We start from the raw sequence: 26,200 nt of genomic DNA, 5'->3' as shown, positions 1-26,200 counted from the left end.
GGCGGCAGGCGGCGGCAATGCGATGCGAGCGCCCAAGCATACCCGAAGCCGCGCGCGGCCGGCGCCGTGCAGGCCGCCGGCCGCGATCTCAGTGCCGGCGCAGATAGCGGTAGACGGTATTGCGCGCGAGCCCGAGCTCGCGCGCGGCAGCCGACACGTTGCCGCCGTGCCGCGCGAGCACCGCATCGATCACCGCGGCCTGGTGGCTTTGCAACGTCGTTGCCGCGCGCGTGCCGGCCGGCGCGGGCGAGCTCGCCGGCGCGTCTTCGCAGTCGAGCCAGAAATCGTCGGGCAGGTGCGCGAGCGCGATTTCGGCTTCGTCTTCGGCGAGCATGCCGGCCGTGCGCAGCACGTTGGTCATCTGCCGCAGGTTGCCGGGCCAGCGGTGGCGCAGGAATGCGTCGAGGACGTCGGCGGCGACGCGCGTCGGCATCGGCTCGCTGTGCGCGAGCCGCGCGAGGATGCGCTCCACCAGCACCGGCAGGTCGGTGCGCGCGGCGAGCGGCGGCAGCGTGACGGCGAGCCCGTTGATCCGGTAGAACAGGTCTTCGCGGAACGTGCGCTCGGCGATCATCGCGCGCAGGTCGCGGTGAGTCGCGCACACCACGCGCACGTCGACCGGCACCGCGCGTGCGCCGCCGAGCGGCATCACCGCGCGTTCCTGCAGCACGCGCATCAGCCGCACTTGCTGCGCGAGCGGCATGTCGCCGATTTCGTCGAGAAACAGCGTGCCGCCGTCGGCCTGCGCGATCTTGCCGGGGCTGCCGCGCTTGCGCGCGCCGGTGAACGCGCCGTCCTCGTAGCCGAACAGCTCGGCCTCGATCAGCGAATCGGGCAGCGCGGCGCAGTTGACGGCGACGAACGGGCCGTCGGCGCGCGGCGACGCCTGGTGCAGCGCGCGGGCGAGCCATTCCTTGCCGGTGCCCGTCTGGCCGAGGATCAGCAGCGGCAGGTCGCGCCCGCGGATCTTCGCGACCCGGTCGAGCACGGCAGCCATCCGTGCATCGCCGGTGTCGAGCGTCGCGAACGTGATCGCCTCGGGGTCGACCGCGCGCGGGCGCGCGGCGACGGGCGCCGGTGCGGGCGGCGTGACGGCGACGGTCGTCTTGCGCGCCTCGGCGAATTCGCAGCGCGCGAGCACGCGCACGCCGGTCGACAGCGTCAACTGGAACGGCGCGCCCGGTGCACGGGCCGCCTGCTGCGCGAGCTGATTGAACTGCATGCCGAACAGCGCGTCGCAGCCGCGATGCTGCAGTGCATCGAACGTCGCGCCGAGCTGAAACTGCGCGCTGCGGTTCGCGGCGATCAGTCCGCCGTCGCGGTCGAACGCGACGAGCCCGGCGAACAGCGAGTCGACGCAATCCTCGTGGGCGTGGAAGCGCAGCCGCAGCGCTTCGGCGCAGCGGTTCGCGAACAGATGGTTCTCGATCAGCTGCGCGGACATTCGCACGAGCGCGAGCGTGTGCGGGCTGAAGCCGCGCGGATCGCCGCTCACGTCCAGCGTGCCGAGCGTGCGGCCGAACGGATCGATGATCGGTGCGCACGAGCAGGTGAGGATGTGATTCGCGCGCAGGAAGTGCTCCTCGCCGTGCACGGCGACGGCCTGGCCCGACGCGAGCGCGGTGCCGATCGCGTTGGTGCCGCGCATGCCTTCGGCCCACGACACGCCGGTGCACAGCGCGACGCGGTTCGCCTTCTCGATGAAGTCCGCGTCGCCGATGCTGTGCAGGATCACGCCGTCGGCATCGGTGAGGAGCACGAGGCTTTGCGTGTCGGCGATCTGCGCGTGCAGGTTCTCCATTACCGGGCGCGCGTGGGCGAACAGCGCATGGTTCGTGTCGAGGAGTTCGCGCAGCGCGAGCCGCGACAGCGGCGAGAAATCGGGGCGCTCGTCCGCGCGCAGGCCGAGCGACGTCGAGCGGGCGTGCGCCTGTGCGAGCAGGTCGTTGCGGCCCGCGGTGGCGGGCAGCACGAAAGGTTGAGGCATGTGTCGTCTCCTGTCGGCCGCGGGCGGCGCCGAAGCGCGTGCCGGGGCACCGTGCGTCGCGGTCGGCCCGCCGTGACGCGTTGCGCGGCGCCATCCGGGCTGCGCTTGGCGGGCTGCGCCCGCGCGCCTCGGCGGCCGCGATCGATATCGCCTCATCATACAAGCGCCGCGCGCGTTGTGCGCGCCGCGTATAAACCCGTCTTGCTTTCACGCGGCCGCCTGCAATGATGGAAGTGGAGCACGCACGCGCCGTGTTCCGCATTGCAACATGCATGCGACGTGACATGCATCCGTTCGGGAGACCCATCATGGTTCGGACGGAACTCAGAGTCGTGCTGGCGGCCATCGCCACTTTCATCATGCTCGGCGGCATCGGCGTCGCGATCCACGGTTTGCTGTTCGACGCGATCGACGCCGTCCGGTACGGGGCGGCCGCAATCGCGGTGGGCGCGACGACCGCCGCGATCGCGCTCAACATCTGGCCCACCGATCCTCACTGACGCCGCGCGGCGCACGCCGCTGCAGGGCGCGCTGGTCGGACGAAAATGCGCGTCGGAACGACGCACGCCCAAAATTTGCCTCCTGCGCGAAACCGTCTAAAGTGGAATGCAACCGGCATGCATCGTCCGCGCGACAAGCCCGTGGGCGACGCCCCTGCCGGCGAGCCCGCGTCCATTTTCGTCCGGCCGGTGGCGGACGACGGACGCGGTCACGTGTTGACTACCGGACGAAGGGCGGCGCCATGCAGATCCATTTCACGAACGAGAAGCCCGAATATTCGGGGCGCGACCTGATGCTCGGATTCACGGCGCTCGTGAATGGCGAGCGCGTCAAATGCCAGATCACGGCCGAAGCGCTGGAAGACCATTTCGGCGCCGCGTCGCCGCGCTTCGAGGACATGGTCGGCGCGTACGACCAGCATCGCGAGCGCATCGAGGCGGCCGCACGGCGGCTCTTGTCCGAAACGCGCGCGCAATGCGTGACGCTGCGCAGCGGCTACGTGCGCTTCTACGAGGCGAACTGGCGCTGAGCCGCACGCTCGGGTAGTGACGCAGCGGGCGCCGAATTCCGGCGCCCGCGTCGTATCGGCGCGGCGCGGCGCGCATGCGGCGCCGCGCGTGCGGCGACCCGCGCGTCGCATTGCGCCCGGTTCGCGCCGCCCGAACCCGTCAGGATTCCATCGCGTTCAATCCGTCGCGACCAGCGCATACGCGCCGTCGGTTGCGCCGTGCGCGCGGGCGATGCGAGCGAAGCCCGTATCGGCGAGGTGCATGCCCGCGATCATCAGGTTCTCCCCAGCGGCGTGCGCGAGCGTGGCCGCGCGCGTCGCGCATGCCAGCGACGCATCGTGGTCGAACGCGATCGACACGTCGGGGTGCGCGACCTGAACCGGCGCGAAATGCACGAGATCGCCCCAGATCAGCAGGCGCTCGCCGCGCGATTCGACGCGATAGCCGGTATGGCCGGGCGTGTGGCCCGGCAGCGGCACCGCCGCGATGCCGGGCAGCACGTTGCCGCCTGCGATGGTGCGCAGCTGCGCGCGACAGGCGTCGAACGCGCGCCGTGCCAGCTCGAAATTCCCGCGTGCGCGCTCGCTGGCGCGTTCGTATGCGTCGTGATCCAGCCAGAACGCCCGTTCCCGTTCGTGAATCAGCACCTCGGCGCGCGGGAAGGCCGGCTGTCCGCGCGCATCGAGCAGGCCGCCGATATGATCGGGATGCGCGTGCGTCAGCAGGATCGTGTCGATGTCGCGCGCATCGATCCCGGCTTGCGGCAGCGCCGCCGGCAGCAGGCCGCCCCAGTTGCGGAAGCCGCCGGCGCCGGCGTCGACCAGCACGGTCCGGCCGCCGCCGCGAATCACATAGCAGTTGATGTTGACGTCGGACGGCGCCGGCACGCCGGCCCGCTGCATGATGCCCGCGGCCGCGTCGACGTCGATGTTCGACAGCAGATCGAGGCCGGCGCTCAGCGTGCCGTCGCTGAGCGCAATGACGGAGAAATCGCCGATCTGACGGCACGGGAACGGCGGGCGCGCAATGGACGGGTTCATGGTCAGTTCCGGGCGTGAAGGTGGGCGCTGTCGTGGCCGAAGCAGCGGATGCGCGCGACCAAGCCGGTGTGGCGGAGAATTTCGCGGTCGAGCGAAGCCATGAATCGATCGATCAATTCGGCGGTGCGCAGTGGGCCGAGGCGAAAGCGGATCTCCGCGCTGACCGGGTGTCCGCAGCCGTGCCGCACTGGCACGAACGCGACGTGGACGGTGCCGGGCGCGGCATTCAGCACGTCGGTGCAGAGCGTGTCGCATGCCGACGACAGCGCGGCGAGGGACGTCTGCGCCGGCATGCCGGCCTCGGCGATGAAAATCGTGACGCTGGGCATGGCCGGCTCCCGTCAGCGTGCGGCGGCCGTGGCCGGCGTGCCGACGAGCTGCTCGCCGATCGGCGCATAGAGCCGGATCGCCGCGCCGGCTGCGTGCGACGCGAGCCGTGCTCCGTCGCGATCGAGCACGGCCAGCCAGCGGTGGGCCGGCCGACGATCCAGCGCGACCGCATGCAGCGCGGCGGCGGCGATGCCGGCCTGGGCGACCGGCGCGGCGTCGTCGCTCACGGCCAGCCATTGGCCGTCGGCGACGGCCGGCGCGGGCGCGGCGCTGTCGTACACGTTGCGGCGCCACTCGACGATGTGCGGCTGCCAGCGTGCGAAATTGCCGCCGCCCTTCGCGCGATACTCGGCCGACGTCAGCACGTCCGGCGCGTCGATCGTATGCAGCGCCAGATAGACGGGGCCGTCGCCGCCGAGCGCGCGAAAGCGTTGCGACGTGCGAAAGCCCGACACGGAGATCAGCGCGGGCAGTTTGACGCGGCTGTAGAAGTCGCTCCACTCGGCTTCGACGGCCGGCTCGGCGATGCTGCATTCAACGGCATAGATCATGACTTCTCCACGGGTGGCGAGCGGCCGTCGGCATCGGCGGGCTGGCTCGTTGATTGAGTTTTTGTCATGATAGTGAGTCGCCGAACGGTGGAAAAACGATGATTCGTCATCGTTCAGTGACATTCGATCAAGCTGTGGCCCAACCGGGGGAAACGTGACGCGACGCAGGATTCCGAGCAACTCGGCCTTGATGGCATTCGAGGCCGCCGCGCGGCACGGCAGCTTCGCGCGGGCCGCCGACGAGCTCGCGCTGACCGAAGGCGCGATCAGCAGGCAGATCGGCCGGCTCGAGGCGTTCCTGGGCGTGGCGCTGTTCGAGCGTGTCGGCAACCGCGTGCGGGTCGTGCCGAACGGCGCGCGTTACGCGGCGCAGGTGCGCGAAGTGCTGGACCGGCTCGAGCGCGACAGCCAGTACCTGATGGGGCAGGCGGGCGACGGCGGCAGCATCGACATCGCGGTGACGCCGACCTTCGCGACGCGTTGGCTGATTCCGCGGCTCGGCGGATTCCAGGCGGAGCATCCGAACATCACCGTGCATCTGGCCGATCGGGCTGAGCCGTTCGTGCTCGCCGGCAGCGGCTTCGATGCCGCGATTCATTTCGAGCATCCGGCGTGGGCCGGCATGCATACGTATCGGTTGTGCGAGGAGGTGCTGGTGCCGGTCTGCCGCCCGTCGCTGCTCGCGGGCGGGCACCCGGACGCGCTGCTCGGCACGCTGCCGCGCCTGCACAAGCGGCAGACGCCCGACGCGTGGTCGGCCTACGTGCAGGAGACGGGATTGCCGGTCGACAACCCGGCTGCCGGCGCGCGGCACGATCTTTATTCGATGCTGATCGCCGCGGCGCTGGCCGGGCTTGGCGTCGCGCTGGTGCCGCGGCTCTATGTGGAAGCCGAGATCGCGCAGCGTTTGCTCGCGGCGCCCTGGCCGGACGGCCGCGGCGTGGTCAAGCGCTTCTGTCTCGTGGTGCCCGAAGCGCTCGAATTGGGCGACGGCCCGCTGCGTACTTTCGCGCGCTGGGTGCTTCGGCAGGCAGGCGCGTGATGCGGCGGCGCGTGCGCCGCATGCGCGCCCCAACGAAAACGCCACCCGAAGGTGGCGTTGCGTCATCGTGGGTCGCGCCGCGGCGCGTGCGTCACTCGCCGCCGAGGTAGAAGTAGCGGAACAGGAACACGGCCGCGATGATCCACACGATCGGCTTGACCGTGCGGGCCTGGCCGGTCAGCAGCTTCAGGCCGCCGTACGCGATGAAGCCGAACGCGACGCCGTTCGCGATCGAATACGTGAACGGCATCAGCAGCGCGGTGAGCGCGGCCGGCACGGCTTCGGTCGCGTCGTCCCACGGGACGTCGACCATCTCGCGCAGCATCAGGCACGACACGTACAGCAGCGCGGGCGCCGTCGCGTAGCCGGGCACGACGCCGGCGAGCGGCGCGATGAACAGGCAGGCGAGGAACAGCACGGCGACGGTGATCGCCGTCACGCCCGTGCGGCCGCCGGCCTGCACGCCCGAGGCGCTCTCGATGTACGCGGTGGTCGACGACGTGCCGAGCACCGAGCCCGCGACGATCGCGGTGCTGTCGGCGAGCAGCGCCTTGTTCAGGCGGTCCATCTTGCCTTCGACGAGCAGGCCGGCGCGGTTCGCGACGCCCATCAGCGTGCCGGTCGCATCGAACAGCTCGACGAGGAAGAACACGAGGATCACGTTGATGATTCCGGTCGACAGCGCGGCGCCGATGTCGAGCTTGAACAGCGTCGCGTCGATCGACGGCGGGGCGGAGAACACGCCATGGAACTGGTTGTCGCCGAAGAAGAACGACAGGACCGTGACGCCGATGATGCCGATCAGGATCGCGCCGCGCACGCGCAGATAGTCGAGCGTGACGATCGTGAAGAAGCCGACGATCGCGAGGATCGTGTCGTGTTTGTGCAGGTCGCCGAGCGTGACGAGGGTCGCGGGACTGCCGACGATCACGCCGGACGTCTTCAGCGAGATGATGCCGAGGAACAGGCCGATGCCGGCGGTGATCGAGATGCGCAGCGATTTCGGAATGCCGTTGACGATCGCCTCGCGCACGCGCAACAGCGTGACGAGCAGGAACAGGCAGCCGGAGATGAACACCGCGCCGAGCGCGGCCTGCCACGTGAAGCCCATGCCCTTGACGACGGTGTAGGCGAAATACGCGTTCAGGCCCATGCCGGGCGCGCACGCGATCGGATAGTTCGCGTACAGGCCCATGATGATCGACGCGAGCGCCGCGACGAGGCAGGTCGCCACGAACACCGATTCCTTCGGCATGCCGGCGTCGCCGAGAATCGCAGGGTTGACGAAGATGATGTAGGCCATCGTCAGGAACGTGGTGACGCCCGCGAGTATTTCGGTGCGGAAGTCGGTGCCGGCTTCAGCGAAGCCGAAATACCGCTTGATGGATTCCATGAAGGCGTTTCTCCGGTCGGGTTGTCGTGTTGCTTGTTGTTCGTGCCGAATTGTTGTAAGCCAGCGCGAGGCCGGCGTACTGTAACCAGCCACTATTGCGATGCTATCGGCGGATTGTAATAGCGTGGATAGCTCGGACGATATAGTCGCGGGGCGCGATCGCGCGCGTTCGCGCGGACGGCCGCAGATGCACGTTGCAGATGCACATCGCGCGACGGCGGCGCGCATTTTACCGGTTCGGGCGAAGCGGCCGGGCGCAAACGATGGAAACGATTCGGTGGCGGGTACGACGGCGATGGCACGACGCCGTGCGGTAGAGAGGGTGCGCCTGCAAGAGCGCGCCCGCCCGAACGGGCGGGCAGCTGCGCGCGCCGGCCGTTCGGCAGTCCGGGCGGCGGCGGACATCGGGCTATGCTGCTCCGAAGCCGGCGCGTGCGCAACTGCGATTTCGCGCCGCTCGCGCGACTGTGGTTTCTGTGTAAAAGATCGCAAGACGCCATCGCGTTAACCGGCAAGTCTTTCTACGATAGATGAACCGTGCACGCACGCCGGCCGATCGCTGCCGACGCGGGGGAGTCGCAGTCCGTGCAGGCCAGGCGGCGAAGTGCGGTAACGGTCGTTGCGCGTTCGGGCACGCGCGACCGGTTGCGATAGCCCGATGCGGGTTCGTCCGTCATCACGGAGGTCAGCATGTTGAACTGGATCAGCCGTTGGGCGATGCGGCACGCCCCCACGCCGGAAAAAACCGCTGCGTCGATGCTCGTCACGGCGCGCATGGAACTGTTCACGGCCGAACAGCGCGTCATCGATGCGAAATTACAAGCGGATTACTGGCGCACGCGTGTGTCGTTCCTCGAGGAGGTGCAAAAGCAGGGCATCGATCCGTGGGTGACCTCGCAGGCGGCGCAACGTCCGGACGTCGACACCACACCCCGCGGTACGGGCCCGCGTCTCGCCGCCAGCACCTGACGCATGCGTTGCATGTGAAAGCTGCGCAGGGCGCGCGATCGCGCGCGGCACGCAGCGGCGTGCCGCGCCACTCGAAGCGCACCCGCGGCCGATTGCGCCGCGGGTGCGTTCGTTTTCCGACGCGGTCGTTCGCCGCGTCAACGCGTTGCGCGGCAGCGCAGCGTCAGTCCCGCCTTCTCCCTCTTGCGGCGAGCCAGCCGCGCATCCGCGCGAGCGTGCGTCCGAGGCGATCGCCGCGCCGCACGTATGCGGTCGTGATCGATGCTTCGGCGGGGCGGCCGTCGTAGGTGCCGAGCCAGACGCGATCGCCGCGCGCGATGCGCAGCACGTCGCCCGGCTGCACCCAGTAGTCGTCGACGCTCGGCGGGCGCGTGATCCACAGCGCGGCGCCGTGCGCGCGGATTTCCGCATCGCTCGGCGCGCGCCACGTCAGCGTCGTGTGCGGTGCAACCGCGAAGCGGATCACGACGGTCGGTAACGCGATCGCGCCGGCGCGGCGCGAGTCGGGACGGTCGAACAACGGGCTTGCCTGGTCCATCGTCTGCTCCATTCGTTGGGCCGGACGAATGAAGCGCACCAGAACAAAAAGGCCTCATCCGTTTCCGGTGAGGCCTCGTGTGACATGCGTACTGCTCGGATGCTAACGCACAAGCGCCTCCCGTGATCCATTCTTTCGAATGTTCACCGGGCAATGAATCGCGATGGCGATGTGCTTGAACGTAGGCATGCGAACGAGTGTGTCGATGTCGTACGGCGTTGTCAACGACTATTTGGGCGTCGCGCGGCGCTCACGCGTCGCGCTGCGCGAGGCCGTTCACGAGCAGTTCGGACAGCAGGCCCGTCATCCCGTTCGGATGGGTGGCCGCACGCGCCTTCAGCTGTTCGACGAGTTCGGCGTTGAGCTTGCACGCGAACGGCACGAGACCCTGTTCCTGGTCGAGCTTGCGCTGCGCGCGGCGATCGAGCTTCGCCGCTTCGTCGGCGCCCTTGCCGAAGCGCGCGGAGCCGGACTGCTTCATCGCTTGCGTGAGCTTCAGCGCCTTGTTCTTTTCGAGATCGGTTTTCTTCATGGCCATCGCGGCACCTCCGGGAAATGAAGCCGCGATTGTACGCATTTCGGCGCACGCACCGCCGGAACCGTCGAGTTGCAGGGCGTGGCGCGGCGCGGGCGTCGTCCTTCGTCGCGCTCCGGTTGCCGTTCTGCGCGGCGGGCCGGCGCGTCATGTCATATATGAGAGCGCCGGTTCGAGCCTTCGCAATGCGGTGTGTATGTAACCGGCCTTGAAGTCACGCAGCGCTGCGCCGCTCGGGTTCGAGAACGGCGGCCGGCAACCGCGGTAGGGACGGGAGGCACCAGGACGCGGCGCAGCGCCCCACGCGAGGTCCGCGCACGCGTCCGGATGTCGCGCCGGATCAATTCGCCGTCGCGTCGTGGCGCGACGCTGTCAAATTGCCGAAATAATTTCGTCACATCATTCGCCCCCATTCGACGCCTTTGCGGCCTCGAATGGGGACGATGTGTCGCGCGTCGCGCGGGGCAGCGGCCGAAGCCGATTCGGCATTTCAACGGAGAGATACCATGCAACGCCGCAAGTTCATCAACACCCTTGCCGCGGCGACCGCTGCGACGCCGCTGATGCTCAAGGCCGGCATGGCCGGCGCGAAGAGCGCGACCGCGCCGGACGCGCTGGACCCCGGCCGCTGGTCGCCGTTCAACGCCGCGCGCCTGCAGATGGTGCTCGACCGGCATGGCGTCGCGAGCGCGGGCTACGACGCCAGGCGCCGCCCGTATGCGGTGTTCGACTGGGACAACACGTGCATCATGAACGACTGCGAAGAAGCGTTGCTGATGTACCAGATCAACCATCTGCAATACAAGCTGACGCCCGACGAGTTCGTCGGCGTGATGTGGAAGGACGTGCCGAAGGGCGCGTTCATGAAGGACTACACGACGGTCGACGGCAAGCCGGTGACGATGGAGGACCTCGCCGCCGACGTCGAGTCCGACTACCGCTGGCTCCATGCGAACTACCAGGGCTTCGGCGGCGACAAGAGCCTCGACGAGATTCGCGAGACCGACCAGTTCAAGGACTTCCGCGCGAAGCTGTACTTCATGTACGACGCGATCTGCGACACGCATCCGCTCGAAGTCGGCTACAAGTGGATCATCTACTTCTACAAGAACATGACGACCGCCGAGCTGCAGGCGATGGCGCAAGCGTCGAACAACTACGGCATCGGCGACGCGCTGCGCAAGGTCCGCTACGAAAGCCCGAAGGCGCTGCCGGGCAAGGCGGGCGTGGTGGCCGACACGCATTTCCACGGCATCCGCATTCACGAGGAGATCCGCTCGGTGATGCATACGCTGCGTGCGAACGGCATCGACGTGTACGTGAGCACCGCGTCGCTCGACGACGTCGTGCGCGTGTTCGCCGGCAACCCGAACTACGGCTACGGCGTGGCGCCCGAGAACGTGATCGGCCTGCGGCTCGACATGCAGGACGGCAAGTACACGAGCACCTATCCGGCCGGCTGGCATTTCAACTGGGGGCCCGGCAAGACGGTGGGGATCCGCAACGTCCTCGCGTCGAAGAAGGGCTACGGCCCGCTGCTGGTGTTCGGCGACAGCGACGGCGACGCGTGGATGCTGCGCGATTTCAAGGACACCGCAGCCGGCGTGATCGTCAACCGGATGAAGAAGGGCGAGATCGGCGCGGACAGCAAGCTCGCGTCCGAACAGATCGGCAACCCGGACGCGCGCTTCCTGCTGCAGGGCCGCGACGAGCACACCGGGCTGATGATTCCCGACGAGAAGTCGATCAAGTACGGCAAGACCGAGCGCAAGCTGCTGGCCTGACGCGCACCGGACGCGGGCGCCGCCGCACCCATCGGCGCCGGCGCCCGGCGTATCCGAGCCTCAACGCTCGGGCGGTGCGCCCAGGCGGTCCAGCAACGCCCCGAGCAGATCGATCGGCAGCGGAAACACGATCGTCGAATTCTTGTCCGCCGCGATGGTCGTCAGGGTCTGCAGGTAGCGCAGCTGCATCGCCTGCGGCTGCTGCGCGAGCCGCTGCGCGGCCTGCAACAGCTTCTCCGACGCCTGCAATTCGCCTTCCGCATGGATCACCTTCGCGCGCCGCTCGCGCTCGGCCTCGGCCTGCCGCGCGATCGCGCGGATCATCGTCTCGTTCAGGTCCACGTGCTTGATCTCGACCGTCGACACCTTGATGCCCCACGCGTCGGTCTGCGCGTCGAGCGTCTTCTGGATGTCGGCGTTCAACTGCTCGCGCTCGGCGAGCAGCGCGTCGAGTTCGTGCTTGCCGAGCACCGCGCGCAGCGTCGTCTGCGCGAGCTGGCTCGTCGCCTCGAAGAAGCGCGCGACCTGAATCACGGCCTTTTCCGGATCGACGACGCGGAAATACACGACCGCATTGACCTTCACCGACACGTTGTCGCGCGTGATCACGTCTTGCGCGGGCACGTCGAACACGACGGTGCGCAGGTCGATCCGCACGACCTGCTGGACGATCGGGATGATCAGCACGAGGCCCGGCCCCTTGACCTTCCAGAAGCGGCCGAGCATGAACACGACGCCGCGCTCGTACTCGCGGAAGACGCGGATCGACGAGGCGACGAGCACCACGACGAAGACGATCAGGACGCTGCCGAAGCCGAACGTATAGCCGATCATGACGGGGCTCCCCGCTGTTGTGGTTCGTGTGCCGGCACGTCGTAGAGCGGCGTGACGGTGAGCGTCAGTCCGTGGCGGCCGGTGACGCGCACGCGACAGCCGGCCGCCAGCGGCGTGCTGCTCGCGACGCGCCAGCGCTCGCCGTGCACGCGCGCCCAGCCGGCCGCCGACGGCGCGGGGCCGGCGGCGCCGTGCGGCTCGTCCGGACGCAGGCCGTCGTCGAGCACTTCGCCGACGCTGCCCAGCATCGCCTCGGCGCCCGTCACGACCGGCCGCCGCCGCGCGCGCAGCGCGACGCTCGACACGCCGGCCACCAGCAGCGCGCCGGCGGCCGCGAGGCCCGCGATCAGCGGCCACGGAATGCCGTAGCCCGGCACGTCGGTGTCGATCAGCATCAGCGCGCCGATCGTGAACGCGACAATCCCGCCGAAGCCGAGCACGCCGAAGGTCGGCAGGAAGGCCTCGGCGACGAGGCAGCCGAGCCCGAGCAGCACGAGCCCGAGGCCCGCATAGCTGACCGGCAGCAACTGCATCGCGAACAGGCCGATCAGCAGGCAGATGGTGCCGGCCACGCCCGGCAGCACGAAGCCCGGATTCGCGAATTCGAAGAACAGCCCGTAGATGCCGATCGTCAGCAGGATCAGCGCGACGTTCGGATCGGCGACGATCGACAGGAAGCGGCTGCGCCAGTCGGGCGCGAGCACGACGAGCGGCGCGTGCGCGGTCGCGAGCCGCAGCGTGCCGGCGCTCGTCGTCACGGTGCGGCCGTCGAGCCGGCGCGCGAGATCGGCCGGGTCCTGCGCGATCAGATCGACGACGTGCTGCGCGCGCGCGTCGTTCGCGGACAGGCTCACGGCCTCGCGCACCGCGCGCTCGGCCCAGTCGGCATTGCGCCCGCGCAGCTGCGCGAGGCCGCGGATGTACGCGGCGGCGTCCTGCGTCGCCTTGCGGATTTCGGTCGATTGCGTGTCGTTCGGCAATTCGGCCGACGTCGCCGACGTGCCGGATGCGCCCGAGGCCGCGGCAGGCGACGATCGCGGCGTACCCGGCGCGCCGCCGCCGATCCCGAACTGCACCGGCGACGCCGCGCCGAGATTGGTGCCGGGCGCCATCGCGGCGACGTGGCTCGCGTAGACGATATAGGTGCCGGCGCTCGCGGCCCGTGCGCCGCCCGGCGCGACGAAGGCCGCCACGGGCACCGGCGAGCCGACGATTGCCTTGATGATCTGGCGCATCGACGTGTCGAGGCCGCCGGGCGTATCGAGCTGCAGGATCGCGAGCGGCGCATGCACGCTTGCCGCGCGGTCGAGCGACCGGACGATGAAGTCGGCACTGGCCGGCCCGATCGCGCCGTTGACCGGAATCACGACGACCGGCGCGGCGGCGGGTGCGTCGGCCGGCGCGGCGGCGCCTGGAGCGGCCACCGCCGCGCACACGACCAGCAGCGCGGCGAACAGCGCGGCGCGCGCGACCCGCGCGGACAGCGGGTGACGGGAACGGGCGCCGCGCGCGGCGGGCGCCGGCGGCGCGTGACGATGAATGCGCATCGGGGCGTCCGGGCGGCGCGCGGCCGCGCGCCGTCCGGCTCGCGGAAATGGGCGTTGGCCCGATGCTTGAAGATTAGGCGCTTTCGGCGGAAAGCGCGAAGGCGGCGGCGTTCAGCGCGCGCCGCCCGCGCGCGCAAGCGCCTCTTCGCGGTACTCGGCCGGGCTGCGCCCGCTCCATTTGCGAAACGCGCGGTAGAACGCGCTCGGTTCCGCGAACCCGGTGGCCGCCGCGACGTCGGCGATCGTGCGCGACGGATCGGCCAGCGCCTCGAACGCGAGATCGCGTCGCAGCGTGTCCTTGATCGACTGGTACGCCTGGCCTTCCTGGTGCAGCTTGCGCCTGAGCGTCGCCTCGGCCACGTGCAGCCGCGCGGCCATCCCGTCCGCGCCCGGCCACGACGCGGGCGGCATCCCGCGCAGCACGGCGCGCACGCGCTGCGCGAGCGCGTTCGGATTGCGGTACTTGACGATGAAGCTGGCCGGCGCGTTGCGCAGGAAGGTTTTCAGCGTCTTTGCGTTCTGCACGACGGGCAGCGTCGCGAATTCCGGATCGAAATCGACATACGAATCGGGCTGGTTGAACCGCATGTCGTCGCACAGCATCGACGGATATTCGTGATCGGCGGGCGGCGTGTCGCAGCGAAAGCTCGCGTGCAGCACCGGGATGCGCCGCCCGATCAGCCAGCAGGTCAGCCCGTACACGATGATGAAATAGGTCGCGTACGTGAACATCGCCGGCGCGGCGCCGTTGTTGCGGTGCACGAAGCGCAGCCGCACGCGCTGCGGATTGGCGTCGAGCTCCGCGTGGAGATCGTCGAGCACGCAGTGCATGAAGTTCACCGCGCGCGCCATCGCGCGCAGCCCGTCCTGCGCGGACAGCGCGGCCTGGCTCATCGCGATGAAGCTGCCACTGCGCATCGGATGGCGGTCCTGCCCGAAAAACTCGTCGTCGAGCGCGCGCGCGATCGCATTCCACAGCGCGCCGTATTGCTGCGCGCTCACGCGCGCGCGCGGCTGCGCGAGCAGCGCGGGCGCGATGCCGGCCTGCGCGAGCAGCGGCTCCGCCGCGACGCCGCGGCGGGCGGCCAGCGCGACGCTGTACGCGACCAGGCTGATCGCGATGGTTCCCCTTTCGTCCTGCTTCATCCGTATCGCCGGTATGGCAAAAACGCTCAGTGTAAATGAGCGGCGCGAGCATCGAACACCGGCGCGCGCTTGCCTACACTTGTTGCATCGAAACGAAACGACGGCCGTCACAGGCGGCCGCAGGAGACGGCAGGACCATGGACGAGCTTTACACCGAAGATCAGCGGATGATCCGCGACGCCGCGCGCGCCTTTGCCACCGAGGTGCTGGCGCCGAACGCCGCGCAGTGGGACCACGACGCGCGCTTGCCCGACACCGTCGTCGCGCAGCTCGGCGAACTCGGCCTGCTCGGGATGATCGTGCCGCAGGAGCTGGGCGGCGCCTATACCGACTACGTCGCGTACGCGCTCGCCATGGAGGAGATCGCGGCCGGCGACGCCGCCTGCGCGACGATGATGAGCGTGCACAACTCGGTCGGCTGCGGGCCGATCCTGGGCTTCGGCACGCCCGCGCAGAAGGATCGCTGGCTCGCCGAGATGGCGGCCGGCCGCGTGATCGGCGCGTTCTGCCTGACCGAGCCGCACGCCGGCTCCGAGGCGCACAACCTGCGCACCCGCGCGGAGCTGCACGACGGCCAATGGGTGCTCAACGGCGCGAAGCAGTTCGTGACCAACGGCCAGCGCGCCGGCGTCGCGATCGTTTTTGCCATGACCGATCCCGATGCCGGCAAGCGCGGCATCTCGGCGTTCCTGGTGCCCACCGACACGCCGGGTTTCATCGTCGGCAAGCCCGAAAAGAAAATGGGGATTCGCGCGTCCGATACGTGCCCGATCACGCTCGAGAACTGCACGCTTCCCGCCGACGCGCTGCTCGGCAATCGCGGCGAAGGGCTGAAGATCGCGCTGTCGAATCTCGAAGGCGGACGCATCGGCATCGCCGCGCAGGCGCTCGGCATCGCGCGCGCCGCATTCGACAAGGCGCGCCGCTATGCGGGCGAGCGCGTGCAGTTCGGCAAGCCGATCGCCGAGCATCAGGCGATCCAGCAGAAGCTCGCCGACATGGCCACCCAGATCAACGCGGCGCGCCTGCTCGTCCATCACGCGGCGAAGCTGCGCACGGCTGGGCTGCCGTGCCTGTCGGAGGCGTCGCAGGCGAAGCTGTTCGCATCCGAGATGGCCGAGCGCGTGTGCTCGGACGCGATCCAGATCCACGGCGGCTACGGCTACCTCGCCGATTACGAGGTCGAGCGCCACTATCGCGACGCGCGCATCACGCAGATCTACGAAGGCACCAGCGAAGTGCAGCGGATGGTGATCGCGCGGCAGCTGTGAGCGGCCGCGCGCGCAATGGAGCAACGGGCAATCAGGCAGGGCACGCAGCGACGCGGTGAAGGTGGTGAGGGCGGTGAACGCGGCACGCAACGACGTGACCGTGCGCCGCGACGATGGGGGACCGGCGCATGCGCCGGTCGTCCGCAGTATGGATGGAGACAATCCGGGCACGGAGCGCGAGCAAGGTGCGATGCACCGACGCTCGCGGACAGGAGACGACACGATGACGGTACAGGCATTCCTGGACGCACGCGACTTTCTGCTGCGCCATCGCACCGACTACGAAACCGCGTACCGCGATTTCGAATGGCCGGTGCTCGATGCGTTCAACTGGGCGCTCGATTATTTCGACCCGATGGCGCGCGGCAACGACGCGCCCGCGCTGTGGATCGTCGATGCGGCGACCGGGACGGGCGCCCCGTATTCGTTCGCGCAGATGTCCGAGCGCTCGTCGCGGATCGCGAACTGGCTGCGCGGCATCGGCGTCGTGCGCGGCGACCGGATCCTGCTGATGCTGCCGAACCGCGTCGAGCTGTGGGACGCGATGCTCGCCGCGATGAAGCTCGGCGCGGTCGTGCTGCCCGCGACCACGCAGCTGTCGGCGGACGACGTGCGCGATCGCGTGCAGATCGGCGGCGTGACCTATGCGATCGTCGACGAGCACGAAACCGCGAAGTTCGAACAGGCGGGCCTCGGGCTGAAGCGGAAGATCGTGGCCGGCGCGCCGCGCGACGGCTGGCTCGCGATGAACGACGGCTACGCGGCGAGCGCGGCGTTCGAGCCCGACGCCGTCACGCGGTCGAACGAAGCGATGTTGCTGTACTTCACGTCGGGCACGACGTCGAAGCCGAAGCTCGTCGAGCATACGCACCGCACGTACCCGGTCGGGCACCTGTCGACGATGTACTGGATCGGGCTGCAACCGGGCGACATCCATTGGAACATCAGCTCGCCGGGCTGGGCCAAGCACGCGTGGAGCTGCTTCTTCGCGCCGTGGAATGCGCAGGCGTGCGTGTTCGTCTTCAACTACGCGCGCTTCGAGCCGAAGGCGGTGCTCGACGCGCTCGTCAAATACCGCGTGACGACGCTGTGCGCGCCGCCCACCGTGTGGCGCATGCTCGTGCAGCAGCCGCTCGCGACGTTCGACGTGCAGCTGCGCGAGATCGTCGGCGCGGGCGAGCCGCTCAATCCGGAGATCATCGAGCGCGTGAAGAAGGCGTGGGGCATCACGATTCGCGACGGCTACGGCCAGACCGAAACCACCTGCCTGATCGGCAACACGCCGGGGCAGCCGGTCGTCGCGGGCTCGATGGGCCGGCCGCTGCCCGGCTACCGGATCGCACTGCTGGACCCGGACGGCGCGCCCGTCGGCGAAGGCGAGGTCGCATTGCCGCTCGGCGGCGGCACCGGCGCGATGCGCCCGGTCGGGCTGATGAACGGCTACGCGAACAACCCGGATGCGACCGCGTACGCGATGCGCGACGGCCACTACCGCACGTCCGACATCGCGATGCGCGGCGACGACGGCTACTACGTGTACGTCGGCCGCGCGGACGACGTGTTCAAGTCGTCCGACTACCGGCTCAGCCCGTTCGAGCTCGAAAGCGTGCTGATCGAGCACCCGGCGATCGCGGAAGCGGCCGTGGTGCCGAGCCCGGACCCGGTGCGGTTGTCGGTGCCGAAGACCTTCATCACGTTGCGCGACGGCTTCGAGGAAAGCCCGGCGCTCGCGCTGGAGATCTTCCGCTTTTCGCGCGAGAAGCTAGCGCCGTACAAGCGCATTCGCCGGCTGCAGTTCGCCGAGCTGCCGAAGACCATCTCGGGGAAGATCCGTCGCGTCGAGCTGCGCCGCCGCGAGATCGAGCGCGGCGACGATGCGACTGCACGCATGCCCGGCGAGTACTGGGAAGAAGATTTCGCCGCCGAACTGAAGTGACCGCCGGCGGGCCGGGCGCGCCGCTTGCGGCGATCATGCGCGGCCCGTCGACGCGGCAGAAGATGATCTAACCGATCGAACCGACTGACCCGGCCGCCCGGCGCGAGCGCGCGACGCGGCCCACTGCAAGGAGAGCACACCGATGAACGCGAATGCGACGCCCCAGCCGGGGCAAGACGTGCCGACGGTCAAGCTGCTGATCGACGGCGCCTTCGTCGAGTCCGCCACGAGCGAGTGGCGCGACATCGTCAATCCGGCCACGCAACAGGTGCTCGCGCGCGTGCCGTTCGCGACCGCGGCGGAAGTCGACGCGGCCGTGCAGGCCGCGCACGCCGCCTATGCGACCTGGAAGAACACGCCGATCTCCGCGCGCATGCGGATCATGCTGAAGTTCCAGGCGCTCGTGCGCGCGAACCAGCAGCGCATCGCGAAGACGCTGACCGCCGAGCAGGGCAAGACGCTGCCGGATGCCGAAGGCGACATCTTCCGCGGCCTCGAAGTGGTCGAGCATGCCTGCTCGATCGGCACGCTGCAGCTCGGCGAATTCGCCGAGAACGTCGCGGGCGGCGTCGACACCTACACGCTGCGCCAGCCGCTCGGCGTCTGCGCCGGCATCACGCCGTTCAACTTCCCGGCGATGATCCCGCTGTGGATGTTTCCGATGGCGATCGTGTGCGGCAATACGTTCGTGCTGAAGCCGTCCGAGCAGGACCCGCTGTCGACGATGGAACTGGTCGAGCTCGCGATCGAGGCCGGCGTGCCGCAGGGCGTGCTGAACGTCGTGCACGGCGGCAAGGACGTGGTCGACGGGCTCTGCACGCATCCGGTCGTGAAGGCGATTTCGTTCGTCGGTTCGACGGGCGTCGGCACGCACGTGTACAACCTCGGCAGCCAGCACGGCAAGCGCGTGCAGTCGATGATGGGCGCGAAGAATCACGCGGTCGTGCTGCCCGATGCGCATCGCGAGCAGGCGATCAACGCGCTGGTCGGCGCGGGCTTCGGCGCGGCCGGCCAGCGCTGCATGGCGACTTCGGTGGTGGTGCTGGTCGGCAGCGCGCGCGACTGGCTGCCCGAGCTGGTGGCGAAGGCGAAGACGCTGAAGGTCAACGCGGGCTCGGAGGCGGGCACCGACGTCGGGCCGGTGGTGTCGCGCGGCGCGAAGGCGCGCATCCTGTCGCTGATCGACGCGGGCGTCAAGGAAGGCGCGAAGCTCGAGCTCGACGGCCGCGGCGTGACGGTGCGCGGCTTCGAGGAGGGCAACTTCGTCGGCCCGACGTTGTTCTCGGGCGTGACGACCGACATGACGATCTACCGGGACGAGATCTTCGGGCCGGTGGTGGTCGTGATGGAGGTCGACACGCTCGACGAAGCCATCGCGCTCGTCAACGCGAACCCGATGGGTAACGGCGTGGGCCTCTTCACGCAGAGCGGCGCGGCCGCGCGCAAGTTCCAGAGCGAGATCGACGTCGGCCAGGTCGGCATCAACATCCCGATCCCGGTGCCGGTGCCGTTCTTCAGCTTCACCGGCTCGCGCGGCTCGAAGCTCGGCGATCTCGGCCCGTACGGCAAGCAGGTCGTGCAGTTCTACACGCAGACCAAGACGGTCACCGCGCGCTGGTTCGACGACGATACGACGGCCGGCCCGGTCAACACGACGATCCGGCTGCACTGAGCCGGGGAGGACACCAACATGAAGATCGGATTCATCGGCCTCGGCCACATGGGTGCGCCGATGGCGCTGAACCTGCTGAAGGCCGGCCACGACGTGCATGCGTTCGACCTGAGCGCCGACGCATTGCGCGCGCTGCAGGACGCCGGCGCGCAGGTGGCCGCGTCGCCGCGCGATGCGGCGGCCGGCGCGGCGTTCGTGATCACGATGCTGCCGGCCGCGCCGCACGTGCGCTCGGTGCTCGCCGGCGAGAACGGCGTGCTGGCCGGCCTGGGCGCCGGCGCAACCGTGATCGATTCGAGCACGATCGACCCCGCGAGCGCGCAGGCGTTCGGCGCGCTCGTGCGCGAGCATGGCGGCGCGTTCGTCGATGCGCCGGTGTCGGGCGGCACCGGCGGCGCGGCCGCCGGCACGCTGACCTTCATGGTCGGCGGCAGCGACGCCGATTTCGAGCGCGTGAAGCCCGTGCTCGCCGCGATGGGCAAGAACATCGTCCACTGCGGCGCGACCGGGATGGGGCAGGTCGCGAAGGTCTGCAACAACCTCGTGCTCGGCATCTCGATGGCGGCCGTGTCGGAGGCGATGTCGCTCGGCGTCGCGCTCGGCATCGATCCGAAGGTGCTGGCCGGCATCGTCAACACGTCGACGGGCCGCTGCTGGAGCTCGGACACCTACAACCCGTATCCGGGCGTGATCGACACCGCGCCTTCGTCGCGCGGCTACAGCGGCGGCTTCGGCACCGATCTGATGCTGAAGGATCTCGGCCTCGCGAACGATGCCGCGCGGCAGGCGCGCCAGCCCGTCTATCTCGGCGCGCTCGCGCAGCAGCTGTACCAGACGATGAGCAGCCGCGGCGACGGGCAACTCGATTTCTCGGCGGTGATCCGCCTGTACCAACCGGCTGGCAAGAAGGACGCGTGATGATCGAACTGGACTACGTCGACGACGGCGCGATCGCGTGCGCGACGCTCAAGCGTCCGCCCGCGAACGCCTTTACCGCCGACGGACTGCGGCAACTGCAGGACACCGTCGCCGAACTGAACGCGAACCCGCGCGTGCGCGCGCTGGTGATCACCGGCGACGGCCCGAAGTTCTTCAGCGCCGGCGCCGATCTGAACACGTTCGCCGACGGCGACGCCGCGGTCGCGCGCGCGATGGCCGCGCGCTTCGGCGCGGCGTTCGAGACGCTGCACGACGCGCGCGTCGTGACGATCGCGGCGATCAACGGCTATGCGATGGGCGGCGGCCTCGAATGCGCGCTCGCGTGCGACATGCGCATCGCGGAGACGCATGCACAGATGGCGCTGCCCGAGGCGTCCGTCGGCCTGCTGCCGTGCGGGCTCGGCACGCAGACGCTGCCCTGGCTCGTCGGCGAAGGCTGGGCGAAGAAGATGATCCTGGCTGGCGCGCGCGTCGATGCGGCCACCGCGCTGCGCATCGGGCTGGTCGAAGACGTCGTCGAAAGCGGCGCCGCGCGCGACGCGGCGCTGGCGCTCGCGCGCAACGTCGTGCGGCAGAGTCCGCATGCGCTCGCGTACAGCAAGGAGCTGATCGGCCTCGCACGCCGCGGCGTGCCGCGCAGTGCGGCGCTCGCGGTCGAACGCGAACGCTTCGTCGACCTGTTCGATACCGCCGATCCGCGCGAGGGCGTGGCCGCGTTTCTCGGCAAGCGCGCGCCGCAATGGCATACCGATGGAGATACGCAACGATGAGCACGCCGATGACGACCGATGACCGCTTCGCGCAACCCGCGCCCGAGGTGCTGTTCCGCGTGGTGAACCGCGTGGCGTTGATCACGCTGAACCGGCCGGCCGCGCTCAATGCGTTGTCGTATTCGATGATCGGCGAGCTGGCCGCGCTGCTCGAGCGCTGCCGCGGCGACGACCAGATCGTCGCGGTGGTGCTGCGCGGCGCCGGCGAGAAGGGCTTCTGCGCGGGCGGCGACGTGCGCGCGCTGCACCGGATGGTCGCGCAGCGCGAAACCTGGCTGCCGTTCTTCGTCGACGAGTACCGGCTCGACTACGCCATTCACACGTTTCCGAAGCCGGTGGTCGCGTTGATGGACGGCGTGACGATGGGCGGCGGCATGGGCCTCGCGCAGGGGGCGGCGCTGCGCGTCGCGACCGAGCGCAGCAAGATCGCGATGCCCGAGACGCGCATCGGGCTCGTGCCCGACGTCGGCGCGACGCATTTCCTGTCGCGCATGCCGGTCGAGCTCGAGCTGTACGTCGGGTTGACCGGCGCGGTGTTGTCCGGCGCCGATGCGCTGATCGCGAAGCTCGCGGATCTGTGCGTGCCGTCGTCGTGGCTCGATACGTTCGAGACGCGCATCGAAAGCGTCAAATGGGACGGCGACGTGCTGGCGGCGCTGCGCAAGGTGTTCGAGCCGCCGTGCAACGTCGTGCCGCATGCGGCGCTCGACACGCAGATGGGCTGGATCGTGCGTCACTTCGACAAGCGTTCGACCGTCGAGCGGATCGTCGCGACGTTGAAGCAGGAGTTCGCGCGCGACGAGCTCGCACGCGAGCATCGGCAGTGGCTGCAGACGACGCTCGACGCGCTCGCCGGCCATTCGCCGACGATGCTGTGCGTGACGCGCGAAGCGCTGTTGCGCGGCCGGCAGATGACGCTGGCCGAGTCGTTCCGGATGGAGCTCGGCATCGTCGCGCGTGCGATCGAGGAGGGCGACTTCCGCGAAGGCGTGCGCGCGCACCTGATCGACAAGGACCGCAAGCCGCGCTGGGCGCCGGCGTCGCTGGTCGAACTGCGCGCCGAGCGCGTGCGGCATTTCCTGACGTCGCCGTGGAAACTGTTCGCGCATCCGCTCGTCGATCTCGGCGGGGTGTGAACAAGGTGGTGTGATTGGCGCGGCGTGCCGGGCGCGGTTGCGCTCGCGTGCGCGTGCGCCGTGTTCAACCGGCTTTTTCGGGGTTCCGGGCGTCCGATCATCGGCGGCACCGCCTGAACGAGCGCGTCGATGATGGTGCGATCGCGCATTCAGAATGGACGCGCGCGTCCGGTCGCGGCGTCCCCCCATGACGAATCCACGGCCGCCGCTCCGTTTCGTCATCCGTTCATATTCGTGCAACGTGGCTGCGGCAACAATCGCGGGCAGACATTCGACAACCTTGCGGCGCCGCGCGCGACCGCAAGCCTTTTCCGAGGACATGCCATGTTGAACACACTCGCCCGCACCGTGGCGGCGCTCGCCGTCGCATCCGCGTCGCTGCATGCCGTCGCGCAGACCAGCTACGACTACCTGTTGCTCGCCGCATCGTGGGAGCCCGGCTTCTGCGCGTCGCACGACACGCCGGAGTGTACGAACCTGGCCGGCACGTACGCGGCGACGAGCCTGTCGCTGCATGGCCTGTGGCCGAACAACTACGACGGCAACCAGCCGTTCTACTGCGGCGTGCCGCAGAGCGACGTCGACCTCGACAACGCGCACCAGTGGTGCAGCATGGATGCGTATCCGATCAGCACCACGACGCGCAACACGCTGTCGACGTACATGCCGGGCGTCGCGTCGTGCCTCGACAAGCACGAATGGTTCAAGCACGGCACCTGCTCGAATTCGGCATCGGCGGACGCCTACTGGAATCAGGCGACCGGCATGGTGAGCCGGCTCGGCAACACGTCGTTCAACGCGTTCCTGCAGGCGAACGCGGGCAAGACCGTGACGCGCAACCAGCTGCTGTCCGCGTTCGAAGGCGCGTTCGGCAGCAACACGCGCAGCGCGGTGTCGTTGAAGTGCACGAAGACCAACGGCGTCAGCTATTTCACCGAAGCATGGATCGCGGTGAAGACGAGCGCGACCACGCAGTTCCCGAGCGCGGCGTCGCTCGTGACCGACGGCAATACGCAGGGGACCTGTCCGACCTCGGGCGTGTATATCGCGAAGTGAGGCGCGACGTCGCGCGTGCCGCGCCGGCCGCCCACGGTGTGGTCGGCGCGGCCGGCGCGCTGCGCATTCACGTGAGCAGGCGCAGCGCCTGTTCGAGCGACAACACCGTCGTGCGCGTCTCGAACGCGGTCGCGAACAGATGCTCGTGCACGATCGGGTCCGGGTCGTAACAGCAGTCCTTCACCGTGTACAGACGGAAATCCGCATCGCTTGCGTGCGCAACCGACGACAGCACGACGCCGGTCGACGCGATCCCGACCAGGATCAGCGTGTCGATGCTTCGCGCGGCGAGCCGTGCCTGCAGATCGGTGCCGAAGAACACGCTCGCGCGATGTGCGGCGATCAGCGGCTCGCCGTCGAGCCGGCCGAGTTCGGGGCATGGGCCGTCGTCGACGAACCGGCCGAGCTGCTTGATCCCTTGGCCGTTCTTGTTGCGCGGGCTGACTTCGGGGTAGCCTTGACTGAAGTGGAGATTCGCGAAGCAGACGTGCACGCCGCCCGCGCGCGCCGCGTCGCAGAGCCGGCGTGTGTTCGCGAGCAGCGTGGGCGCCGCCGACGGAAACAGCCCGAGAATGTCGGTCTGGTAGTGCATGACGATCAGTGCGGTTTGCGCGGGCACGAGCGGCGGAAGCGGCGCGTGTGCGCGTGCATCCGGGCCTGTCGGGTCGTTCGTGGCGTGATCTGAAGCGTGTTCCGGTTGCATGGCTGATGCTCTCCCGTGGGTCACTTCGATGGTCACTTCGGTGGGTTCAAACAATCGGCTGGGGCGGATACGGCGGCAACGGTTCGGGCGCGCGCGTGTTTCAGGTCGGGCAATGTAAGCCGGTGGGGTGGTACACGTGCCGACCATGCGGGCGTGCGCCGCGTTGCCTTCTGCCAGCGGCTGCGGCCATTATCGGCTATTCGCGAGCGGCGTTCGTGTCGGCGCTCAGGTTCGTGGAGTGCGGCAAAATATGCGTTTTGTCGCGCAGGCGGCCGCGATGGGCGGCATACCGGAGCGCGCGCGTCCCCAGGCGTGCGCCCCGTGCGATGATGCGCGACGATCAACACGAGAGATGGCATGACGACTACCTTCGACGAGGCGACAACGGCGGCGATCGCCGCGTTTGCCGAACTGGATTTCTATACGGCTGTGCAGGCGATGCGCGCCGAGGCCGATTACGACCGCGAGCTGGATCAGTGGATCTCGCGCTATATCGACGACCACGGCGGCGGCGTCGACGATGCCGAATACGACGCGTTGCATGCGCGGGCGCAGGCGACGCCCGAATACGCGCAGTTCGTCGATGCGGTACGCCGGGAGATTTGCGAATACTTCGACGTGACCGACGAGCAGCTCGACTGGATCGTCGTATTGCGCAACGACGACAGCGACGAGCTTTGGGCCGAAGTCAACCGGCGGCGCAGCGCGCTGGGAACGGGGGAGGTGCGGGGAGATTTGTGAGCGCGGTTCGGTGGTTGGTTTTGAGGTCTGACGCCGGAGGTGTACGTTGCACGGGAATGCTTCGATCGCCGCAATGGTACGAAGGTCCCGCACGATCGCACCGCCGGCGGTTCCGGTTGCGCGACCAACCGCTTTCCGCAGCCCGTTTTCCGCGTCGGCATCCGTATGGTGGGCTGGATGCATCGCGATCGCGTTCGGCAAGGGCTTGCGGCCCTTGCCTGAGCCATGTCGAAGCGGCGGCGGCAGTCCTACGACGATCGGGCAAAGTCCAAGATGTCCTGATTGAGGCGATCCTTGTGCGTGTAGTACAGCGCATGATAGGCGCCCTCATAGACAATCAGTCTTGCACCGGGAATCAGCTCGGCAGACACCTTGCCCGAAAGGTCGATTGGCACAACGGGGTCGGCGCCGCCGTGGATGACCAGCGTGGGGATATCGAATTTTTTCAGGTCGGGACGCAAATCGGTTTCGGAAAACGATGCAATGCAGTCATGGGTTGCCTTGATGCTCGCCGTGATTGCCATATCGAATGTCCAGTCGAGCATCGCCTGCGTGACCACCGACGCGTCATGATCGGCTCCTGTAAAGGCGCGACCGAAATTGACCAGAAAATCGGCGCGATCATGGAGTACGCCGGCACGCAATCCGTCGAAAATGTCGCGGGGAACGCCCGCCGGGTTATCGGCCCCTGCCATGAGTAACGGGGTCGTCGCGCTGAGAAGAACGACCTTGGCGATACGCTTCGATCCGCGCGTACCGATGTATCGTGCAACTTCTCCGCCGCCCATCGAGTAGCCGACCAAAATGGCGTCGGTGAGGTCCAGCTGCTGAATCAACTCGTCCAGGTCGCTCGTGAGGCTGTCGTAGTCGTAGCCCGACCACGGCTGGCTCGACCGTCCAAAGCCCCGGCGATCATACGCTATGACGCGGAAGCCGTTGCTGGCGAGGAAGTGCGCCTGGTATTCCCACATGTCGGCGCTGACCAGCCACCCGCCAACCAGCACGATCGGCTGCCCGGTTCCCCAGTCGTTGTAATAGATTTCAGTACCGTCAGGCGTCGTAATCCGGCTCATTTTGCTCGCTCCTTCAGATGGGAATTGCCTTTCGCTTCATGGGCCGGCTTTCCGCGCATCGATATGAAGAGCGTCGCGCGACGCTTCCGGCTGCTGTGCAGCAATGATAGGTTGGGCAGCAGAGCAGCAATCTGAAATGTTCTGAACGACGCTAGCGCAAGCGCTGAAAAAACAGCACGGGGCCACCGGCCGGGCGC

25 protein-coding genes are annotated in these 26,200 nt (G+C 68.7%); 13 read left to right on the top strand and 12 right to left on the bottom strand.

Annotation, left to right across the window (positions count from 1 at the left end):
• Nucleotides 1-88: 88 nt before the first annotated feature.
• Entirely contained in the window at nucleotides 89-1,987 is a 1,899-nt protein-coding gene (locus EX20_RS28300; protein ID WP_034195466.1) for a sigma-54-dependent Fis family transcriptional regulator, read from the bottom strand.
• Nucleotides 1,988-2,211: 224 nt separating this feature from the next.
• On the opposite strand from EX20_RS28300, the gene EX20_RS28295 reads away from it, so the two are divergent.
• Both EX20_RS28295 and EX20_RS28290 read left to right on the top strand, forming a co-directional pair.
• Nucleotides 2,212-2,487 carry a DUF2964 family protein gene (locus tag EX20_RS28295; protein WP_226184110.1) on the top strand — a complete coding sequence of 92 codons (276 nt, stop codon included), beginning with the start codon at nucleotides 2,212-2,214 and terminating at the stop codon, nucleotides 2,485-2,487.
• A gap of 242 nt (nucleotides 2,488-2,729) precedes the next feature.
• On the top strand, nucleotides 2,730-3,017 hold the full coding sequence (locus EX20_RS28290; RefSeq protein ID WP_011880704.1) for a DUF1488 family protein: 288 nt from the start codon (nucleotides 2,730-2,732) through the stop codon (nucleotides 3,015-3,017).
• 156 nt (nucleotides 3,018-3,173) lie between these two features.
• Here EX20_RS28290 and EX20_RS28285 read toward each other — a convergent pair whose 3' ends face one another.
• Genes EX20_RS28285 through EX20_RS28275 form a run of 3 tightly spaced genes read right to left on the bottom strand, consistent with a single transcriptional unit; the run spans nucleotide 3,174 to nucleotide 4,918 of the window.
• Complete coding sequence (locus tag EX20_RS28285) at nucleotides 3,174-4,037, bottom strand: MBL fold metallo-hydrolase (RefSeq protein ID WP_034195465.1); 864 nt, start codon at nucleotides 4,035-4,037, stop codon at nucleotides 3,174-3,176.
• Between the two features lie 2 nt (nucleotides 4,038-4,039).
• The gene (locus EX20_RS28280; protein ID WP_011880702.1) at nucleotides 4,040-4,366 is read right to left on the bottom strand and encodes a hypothetical protein; all 327 of its coding nucleotides are present in this window, start codon (nucleotides 4,364-4,366) and stop codon (nucleotides 4,040-4,042) included.
• Nucleotides 4,367-4,378: 12 nt separating this feature from the next.
• Entirely contained in the window at nucleotides 4,379-4,918 is a 540-nt protein-coding gene (locus EX20_RS28275) for a hypothetical protein (RefSeq protein ID WP_034195464.1), read from the bottom strand.
• Between the two features lie 190 nt (nucleotides 4,919-5,108).
• On the opposite strand from EX20_RS28275, the gene EX20_RS28270 reads away from it, so the two are divergent.
• Complete coding sequence (locus tag EX20_RS28270) at nucleotides 5,109-5,960, top strand: LysR substrate-binding domain-containing protein (protein ID WP_034195463.1); 852 nt, start codon at nucleotides 5,109-5,111, stop codon at nucleotides 5,958-5,960.
• A gap of 91 nt (nucleotides 5,961-6,051) precedes the next feature.
• Here the strand turns inward: EX20_RS28270 and EX20_RS28265 are convergent, their stop codons facing one another.
• Nucleotides 6,052-7,353, bottom strand: a complete 1,302-nt coding sequence (locus tag EX20_RS28265; RefSeq protein ID WP_011880699.1) for an NCS2 family permease — start codon at nucleotides 7,351-7,353, stop codon at nucleotides 6,052-6,054.
• 690 nt (nucleotides 7,354-8,043) lie between these two features.
• On the opposite strand from EX20_RS28265, the gene EX20_RS28260 reads away from it, so the two are divergent.
• Complete coding sequence (locus EX20_RS28260; protein ID WP_011880698.1) at nucleotides 8,044-8,322, top strand: hypothetical protein; 279 nt, start codon at nucleotides 8,044-8,046, stop codon at nucleotides 8,320-8,322.
• A 163-nt stretch (nucleotides 8,323-8,485) separates the two neighbouring features.
• On the opposite strand, the gene EX20_RS28255 is transcribed toward EX20_RS28260, so the two are convergent.
• Complete coding sequence (locus tag EX20_RS28255; protein ID WP_034195462.1) at nucleotides 8,486-8,860, bottom strand: DUF2917 domain-containing protein; 375 nt, start codon at nucleotides 8,858-8,860, stop codon at nucleotides 8,486-8,488.
• Nucleotides 8,861-9,110: 250 nt separating this feature from the next.
• Entirely contained in the window at nucleotides 9,111-9,398 is a 288-nt protein-coding gene (locus EX20_RS28250; protein WP_011880696.1) for a hypothetical protein, read from the bottom strand.
• 503 nt (nucleotides 9,399-9,901) lie between these two features.
• On the opposite strand from EX20_RS28250, the gene EX20_RS28245 reads away from it, so the two are divergent.
• Nucleotides 9,902-11,179 carry an HAD family hydrolase gene (locus EX20_RS28245; RefSeq protein ID WP_034195461.1) on the top strand — a complete coding sequence of 426 codons (1,278 nt, stop codon included), beginning with the start codon at nucleotides 9,902-9,904 and terminating at the stop codon, nucleotides 11,177-11,179.
• Nucleotides 11,180-11,239: 60 nt separating this feature from the next.
• Here the strand turns inward: EX20_RS28245 and EX20_RS28240 are convergent, their stop codons facing one another.
• From EX20_RS28240 to EX20_RS28230, 3 genes are all read right to left on the bottom strand, one after another.
• A complete protein-coding gene (locus EX20_RS28240; RefSeq protein WP_011880694.1) occupies nucleotides 11,240-12,013 on the bottom strand; it encodes a slipin family protein in 774 nt (257 codons plus the stop codon).
• Nucleotides 12,010-13,560: an NfeD family protein gene (locus EX20_RS28235; protein WP_034195460.1), complete on the bottom strand. Its 1,551-nt coding sequence runs from the start codon at nucleotides 13,558-13,560 to the stop codon at nucleotides 12,010-12,012. The genes EX20_RS28240 and EX20_RS28235 overlap by 4 nt, the downstream gene beginning before the upstream one ends.
• A gap of 111 nt (nucleotides 13,561-13,671) precedes the next feature.
• On the bottom strand, nucleotides 13,672-14,706 hold the full coding sequence (locus tag EX20_RS28230; protein ID WP_011880692.1) for an AraC family transcriptional regulator: 1,035 nt from the start codon (nucleotides 14,704-14,706) through the stop codon (nucleotides 13,672-13,674).
• Between the two features lie 137 nt (nucleotides 14,707-14,843).
• On the opposite strand from EX20_RS28230, the gene EX20_RS28225 reads away from it, so the two are divergent.
• The 7 genes from EX20_RS28225 to EX20_RS28195 all read left to right on the top strand — a co-directional run bounded on the left by EX20_RS28225 (nucleotide 14,844) and on the right by EX20_RS28195 (nucleotide 23,486).
• Nucleotides 14,844-15,977, top strand: a complete 1,134-nt coding sequence (locus tag EX20_RS28225; protein WP_011880691.1) for an acyl-CoA dehydrogenase family protein — start codon at nucleotides 14,844-14,846, stop codon at nucleotides 15,975-15,977.
• 223 nt (nucleotides 15,978-16,200) lie between these two features.
• Nucleotides 16,201-17,913: an AMP-binding protein gene (locus EX20_RS28220; protein WP_034195459.1), complete on the top strand. Its 1,713-nt coding sequence runs from the start codon at nucleotides 16,201-16,203 to the stop codon at nucleotides 17,911-17,913.
• A 142-nt stretch (nucleotides 17,914-18,055) separates the two neighbouring features.
• Complete coding sequence (locus tag EX20_RS28215; protein WP_034195458.1) at nucleotides 18,056-19,585, top strand: CoA-acylating methylmalonate-semialdehyde dehydrogenase; 1,530 nt, start codon at nucleotides 18,056-18,058, stop codon at nucleotides 19,583-19,585.
• Nucleotides 19,586-19,603: 18 nt separating this feature from the next.
• The gene (mmsB, locus tag EX20_RS28210; RefSeq protein ID WP_014723908.1) at nucleotides 19,604-20,503 is read left to right on the top strand and encodes a 3-hydroxyisobutyrate dehydrogenase; all 900 of its coding nucleotides are present in this window, start codon (nucleotides 19,604-19,606) and stop codon (nucleotides 20,501-20,503) included.
• Nucleotides 20,503-21,294 carry an enoyl-CoA hydratase gene (locus EX20_RS28205; protein ID WP_034195457.1) on the top strand — a complete coding sequence of 264 codons (792 nt, stop codon included), beginning with the start codon at nucleotides 20,503-20,505 and terminating at the stop codon, nucleotides 21,292-21,294. Before mmsB ends, EX20_RS28205 begins: the two co-directional genes overlap by 1 nt.
• On the top strand, nucleotides 21,291-22,430 hold the full coding sequence (locus EX20_RS28200) for an enoyl-CoA hydratase/isomerase family protein (RefSeq protein ID WP_011880686.1): 1,140 nt from the start codon (nucleotides 21,291-21,293) through the stop codon (nucleotides 22,428-22,430). Before EX20_RS28205 ends, EX20_RS28200 begins: the two co-directional genes overlap by 4 nt.
• 324 nt (nucleotides 22,431-22,754) lie before the next feature.
• Entirely contained in the window at nucleotides 22,755-23,486 is a 732-nt protein-coding gene (locus EX20_RS28195) for a ribonuclease T2 (RefSeq protein ID WP_011880685.1), read from the top strand.
• A gap of 67 nt (nucleotides 23,487-23,553) precedes the next feature.
• Here the strand turns inward: EX20_RS28195 and EX20_RS28190 are convergent, their stop codons facing one another.
• Nucleotides 23,554-24,189, bottom strand: a complete 636-nt coding sequence (locus EX20_RS28190; RefSeq protein ID WP_034195456.1) for a cysteine hydrolase family protein — start codon at nucleotides 24,187-24,189, stop codon at nucleotides 23,554-23,556.
• Between the two features lie 357 nt (nucleotides 24,190-24,546).
• Between EX20_RS28190 and EX20_RS28185 the strand changes: the two genes are divergently transcribed.
• Nucleotides 24,547-24,930, top strand: a complete 384-nt coding sequence (locus EX20_RS28185; RefSeq protein ID WP_014723903.1) for a hypothetical protein — start codon at nucleotides 24,547-24,549, stop codon at nucleotides 24,928-24,930.
• A 248-nt stretch (nucleotides 24,931-25,178) separates the two neighbouring features.
• Here the strand turns inward: EX20_RS28185 and EX20_RS28180 are convergent, their stop codons facing one another.
• Nucleotides 25,179-26,003, bottom strand: coding sequence for an alpha/beta fold hydrolase (locus EX20_RS28180; protein WP_034195455.1), 825 nt, complete (start codon nucleotides 26,001-26,003; stop codon nucleotides 25,179-25,181).
• Nucleotides 26,004-26,200: the final 197 nt, after the last annotated feature.

Origin of the sequence: Burkholderia sp. WP42 (assembly GCF_000745665.1) — a bacterium.
Lineage (GTDB): Bacteria > Pseudomonadota > Gammaproteobacteria > Burkholderiales > Burkholderiaceae > Burkholderia > Burkholderia vietnamiensis.
Note: the sequence above shows the minus strand (reverse complement) of the source record. Positions and strands in the feature narration are given on the sequence as shown.

Coding starts and splice junctions, on each gene's coding strand:
- EX20_RS28285 (WP_034195465.1), bottom strand. CDS start 4,037: ATGAACCCGTCCATTGCGCGCCCGCCGTTCCCGTGCCGTCAGATCGGC.
- EX20_RS28295 (WP_226184110.1), top strand. CDS start 2,212: ATGATGGAAGTGGAGCACGCACGCGCCGTGTTCCGCATTGCAACATGC.
- EX20_RS28215 (WP_034195458.1), top strand. CDS start 18,056: ATGAACGCGAATGCGACGCCCCAGCCGGGGCAAGACGTGCCGACGGTC.
- EX20_RS28265 (WP_011880699.1), bottom strand. CDS start 7,353: ATGGAATCCATCAAGCGGTATTTCGGCTTCGCTGAAGCCGGCACCGAC.
- EX20_RS28260 (WP_011880698.1), top strand. CDS start 8,044: ATGTTGAACTGGATCAGCCGTTGGGCGATGCGGCACGCCCCCACGCCG.
- EX20_RS28180 (WP_034195455.1), bottom strand. CDS start 26,003: ATGAGCCGGATTACGACGCCTGACGGTACTGAAATCTATTACAACGAC.
- EX20_RS28300 (WP_034195466.1), bottom strand. CDS start 1,987: ATGCCTCAACCTTTCGTGCTGCCCGCCACCGCGGGCCGCAACGACCTG.
- EX20_RS28255 (WP_034195462.1), bottom strand. CDS start 8,860: ATGGACCAGGCAAGCCCGTTGTTCGACCGTCCCGACTCGCGCCGCGCC.
- EX20_RS28270 (WP_034195463.1), top strand. CDS start 5,109: ATGGCATTCGAGGCCGCCGCGCGGCACGGCAGCTTCGCGCGGGCCGCC.
- EX20_RS28240 (WP_011880694.1), bottom strand. CDS start 12,013: ATGATCGGCTATACGTTCGGCTTCGGCAGCGTCCTGATCGTCTTCGTC.
- EX20_RS28205 (WP_034195457.1), top strand. CDS start 20,503: ATGATCGAACTGGACTACGTCGACGACGGCGCGATCGCGTGCGCGACG.
- EX20_RS28275 (WP_034195464.1), bottom strand. CDS start 4,918: ATGATCTATGCCGTTGAATGCAGCATCGCCGAGCCGGCCGTCGAAGCC.
- EX20_RS28220 (WP_034195459.1), top strand. CDS start 16,201: ATGACGGTACAGGCATTCCTGGACGCACGCGACTTTCTGCTGCGCCAT.
- EX20_RS28195 (WP_011880685.1), top strand. CDS start 22,755: ATGTTGAACACACTCGCCCGCACCGTGGCGGCGCTCGCCGTCGCATCC.
- EX20_RS28230 (WP_011880692.1), bottom strand. CDS start 14,706: ATGAAGCAGGACGAAAGGGGAACCATCGCGATCAGCCTGGTCGCGTAC.
- EX20_RS28185 (WP_014723903.1), top strand. CDS start 24,547: ATGACGACTACCTTCGACGAGGCGACAACGGCGGCGATCGCCGCGTTT.
- EX20_RS28290 (WP_011880704.1), top strand. CDS start 2,730: ATGCAGATCCATTTCACGAACGAGAAGCCCGAATATTCGGGGCGCGAC.
- EX20_RS28190 (WP_034195456.1), bottom strand. CDS start 24,189: ATGCAACCGGAACACGCTTCAGATCACGCCACGAACGACCCGACAGGC.
- EX20_RS28235 (WP_034195460.1), bottom strand. CDS start 13,560: ATGCGCATTCATCGTCACGCGCCGCCGGCGCCCGCCGCGCGCGGCGCC.
- mmsB (WP_014723908.1), top strand. CDS start 19,604: ATGAAGATCGGATTCATCGGCCTCGGCCACATGGGTGCGCCGATGGCG.
- EX20_RS28245 (WP_034195461.1), top strand. CDS start 9,902: ATGCAACGCCGCAAGTTCATCAACACCCTTGCCGCGGCGACCGCTGCG.
- EX20_RS28225 (WP_011880691.1), top strand. CDS start 14,844: ATGGACGAGCTTTACACCGAAGATCAGCGGATGATCCGCGACGCCGCG.
- EX20_RS28200 (WP_011880686.1), top strand. CDS start 21,291: ATGAGCACGCCGATGACGACCGATGACCGCTTCGCGCAACCCGCGCCC.
- EX20_RS28280 (WP_011880702.1), bottom strand. CDS start 4,366: ATGCCCAGCGTCACGATTTTCATCGCCGAGGCCGGCATGCCGGCGCAG.
- EX20_RS28250 (WP_011880696.1), bottom strand. CDS start 9,398: ATGGCCATGAAGAAAACCGATCTCGAAAAGAACAAGGCGCTGAAGCTC.